This is a genomic window from Curvivirga aplysinae (assembly GCF_009711445.1).
GTDB lineage: Bacteria > Pseudomonadota > Alphaproteobacteria > UBA8366 > Aestuariispiraceae > Curvivirga > Curvivirga aplysinae.
In genome coordinates, this window is record NZ_SMMC01000039.1 from 1 (window position 1) to 3,039 (window position 3,039).

Consider the following 3,039-nt stretch of genomic DNA (forward strand, 5'->3'; position numbering starts at 1 on the left):
TACTCAACCGGAGTATGGCGCAGTCTGGTAGCGCACCTGGTTTGGGACCAGGGGGTCCAAGGTTCGAATCCTTGTGCTCCGACCAATTAAACGGGATATCTCTTAGATATCCCGTTTTTTCGTTTCAAAAGTTATATTCTTTATCCCATCTTAAAAGATACAATTTTATGTATTTCTGTTGGTATTTTTAAGCAGAAACGAAGATTCGTCGAAAAAACTTACGCATGATATTCTTCCTGTATAAAGGAATTTATTTTATGCATTCGTATATTCTTGGAAAATTTAAAAAATTTAAAGCTGATGAAAAAGGAGTTTTCTCAGTTGAATTTGCATTGGTTCTTCCATTTTTATTGGTTTTGATGTTTGGGACGATAGAAGTAGGGCTTGTGATGTTCACGCAAAGCTTAATGGAAGGGGCGCTTCGTGATGCCTCACGTCATGGAATAACAGGACAAGAAGCAGATGCAGATGCAAGACTAGAAGCCATTATTCAAATTATTGAAGATAAGACAATCGGACTTGTTGATATGGATACGGCCCAAATTGATATTTTAACTTATGAGAGCTTTGGTCAAATCGGGGAAGGTGAAGCGTATATTGATGGGGATGGTAATGGCCAATATGACTTAGGTGAGACATATACAGACGAGAATGATAACGGGATTTGGGATTCGGATGTCGGAAATGCAGGACCGGGTGATGCTGGTGATGTTGTTTTGTATCGCATACGTTATGATTGGCCGATAATTGCAGGTTATGCAAAGAATTTTTTAGGAAATGATGATGGGAAATTACCATTGTCTGCATCTGTCGCTGTTCGAAATGAGCCGTGGGATTTAATCAAATGAAAAAATTCAAGCTCAACAACTTCTCAAAATTTCCCAAATGTCTTGATTTTATTAAGAATGAAACTGGGCTGGCGGCTGTAGAGATGGCAATAGCTTTGCCGATTATGGTCTCGTTGTTGTTATCGGGCGTAGAAATTACCCGCTATGTATTATTGAATCAGAAATTGGAGCGCGCCAGCACAACCATCGCTGATTTAGCTGCAAGAGAAGAGACTATATCAGAAGATGTAATTGCAGATATTTTCGAAATTACAGATGAAGTGATGCGCCCATTTGAAATAGATTTGAATACAACGGTTATTTTGTCATCAATTATCAAAACCGGAAATGATGCGCCAGAGGTCGTTTGGCAGCGTAGCTACGGTTCTTCCTCAACTACTCCATCTGGCAGTCGATATGGCACAGCTGGTGAAACTGCGAATTTGCCAGATAATTTCATTATGCGTAGTGGGGAAGGGATTATCACCGCAGAAGTCGCCCATGATTTCGAAGCAACTTTCTTAAGTGAGCTTGTGCCAAATACCGTTCTATATAAAAATGCGATTTATCGTCCCCGCTATGGTGCGCAATATACAGTCACTGACAATTGATTGAAATTTCGCTGGTCCTATTTTTTGTTTTGTAAAATATAATACAACTTGCGCCATTCTTATTTAGAAAGGCGCAACTCTGATACGTGGTTTGCAACTTCGAGGAAAATCGTTTCCAAGCTATCGCGATCAGGGGCAAAGTGATAGTAAGGACTGTCAGGGCCACTTGCGACATCTTTCATAAGATTTTGTAAGCTACTATTATTATATGCAAATTGAATTGTATAAATCACGACGCCGGATGATTTTATTTCTGTAGCCAGATCACGTAAACGTTCATCCATGTTTGCTCTTGCGCTGCTACCAATTCCAAGCGTGCCTTTATATGCATCTCCATTGCCGCCGACTTGTGCACCGTCAGTAAGTAATACGATTGCACGTGTGCGTTCCACGGCAGGATCTTCTAACGCTTCGGTAAAAGGCGTTGGGGGGGTTAACGTGCGCCAGGCCCATCCTAGGCCCCCAGCGATATTGGTTGCACCTGTTGGATACAAAAGATCATCCACGGCGTCCTCTATAACCGATTTTGTATTTTGAAGCGGTGTAATTCCATGTGAGAGACAAGGAATACACTCACTGCCGTTAATTGAACTTGTACATGTACCTCCCGAAACGGGTTCTCCTTCTGGGCCAATTGGTTCCCATGCACGCCATTCGCCATTTGTTAAGGTTGTTAACCCATCATAAATATCGGCATCATTATTATCGTCACCGTCGTCCAGATAACGTGCATATACGCATCCCTGCCAGTCTGGATCTGGTTCGTGTAGAAAAGGAACCGGGGAATTATCTGCAAAATAAACCTCAGACTGGGATATGCCGGTAACTGGATTATCGAAACTTGTGACGGGTGTTGAATAATTCAAATCTGAATCATATGTTGAGCCGTCTATTTGCACATTCACTTTACTATTCCAAGGGACAAGACCGACTGTTAGATACTCCTTTGATGCATCGCTGCCAAATAAAGTATCCAACAAGACATGGGATGCTGCACGTGCGGCTTCTATACGGGTTCCCCCGCCCGATGCGCTATATGTCATGGAGCCGGACATATCAATTGCCAAGACGAGATCTAAAGCTGTTTTACGTCGATGAATCTCTGCTTCGGCCGAAACAGTTAATTCGTCAATATCTATCAACTGTAAAAACGTGGTTTGGATAGTTGCTGTGCGATATAAATAGATCGTTTCCTCATCCCAATCTACATCAATTGTTAGGGTGCTAAGATTTGAATCCATATAGCCTGAAGGGTAATTCGCATTAAATAACATATGTATATCATCATCACGATGATCTAGATAAAAGGCTCGACCTCCAGCAAGAGAAGCAGCATCTAACGCTGAAGATAGACGAGATTTAACCATATATGCTCTTGAGATATCTACACCTAATGCAACAACGGTAATCATCGGTATAATAGCGAATGCAATTAATGTAACGATGGACCCAGATTGATTTTGCGCAAATCGTTTTAATAATACGAGTAAGCAGTGGGTGATTTTATTCATAATATATGGTCCTTAACTTTCCTCAAATCTTTCAGGGGTCCATAATATGTTCTCTCACGGAATTTCTAATTATTCTAATCTTTGTTTCGG

3 protein-coding genes and 1 tRNA gene are annotated in these 3,039 nt (G+C 41.2%); 3 read left to right on the forward strand and 1 reads right to left on the reverse strand.

Going from position 1 to position 3,039, the window contains the following annotated elements; translation table 11 throughout:
• Nucleotides 1-8: 8 nt before the first annotated feature.
• The 3 genes from E1160_RS00355 (at nt 9) to E1160_RS00365 (ending at nt 1,438) form a co-directional block, all read left to right on the forward strand.
• Nucleotides 9-85, forward strand: a tRNA-Pro gene (locus E1160_RS00355).
• A 172-nt stretch (nt 86-257) separates the two neighbouring features.
• Complete coding sequence (locus E1160_RS00360; RefSeq protein WP_218048612.1) at nt 258-848, forward strand: TadE/TadG family type IV pilus assembly protein; 591 nt, start codon at nt 258-260, stop codon at nt 846-848.
• Nucleotides 845-1,438, forward strand: coding sequence for a TadE/TadG family type IV pilus assembly protein (locus E1160_RS00365; RefSeq protein ID WP_155153009.1), 594 nt, complete (start codon nt 845-847; stop codon nt 1,436-1,438). Before E1160_RS00360 ends, E1160_RS00365 begins: the two co-directional genes overlap by 4 nt.
• Nucleotides 1,439-1,497: 59 nt before the next feature.
• Here the strand turns inward: E1160_RS00365 and E1160_RS00370 are convergent, their stop codons facing one another.
• A complete protein-coding gene (locus E1160_RS00370; RefSeq protein WP_155153010.1) occupies nt 1,498-2,949 on the reverse strand; it encodes a TadE/TadG family type IV pilus assembly protein in 1,452 nt (483 codons plus the stop codon).
• Nucleotides 2,950-3,039 lie beyond the last annotated feature (90 nt).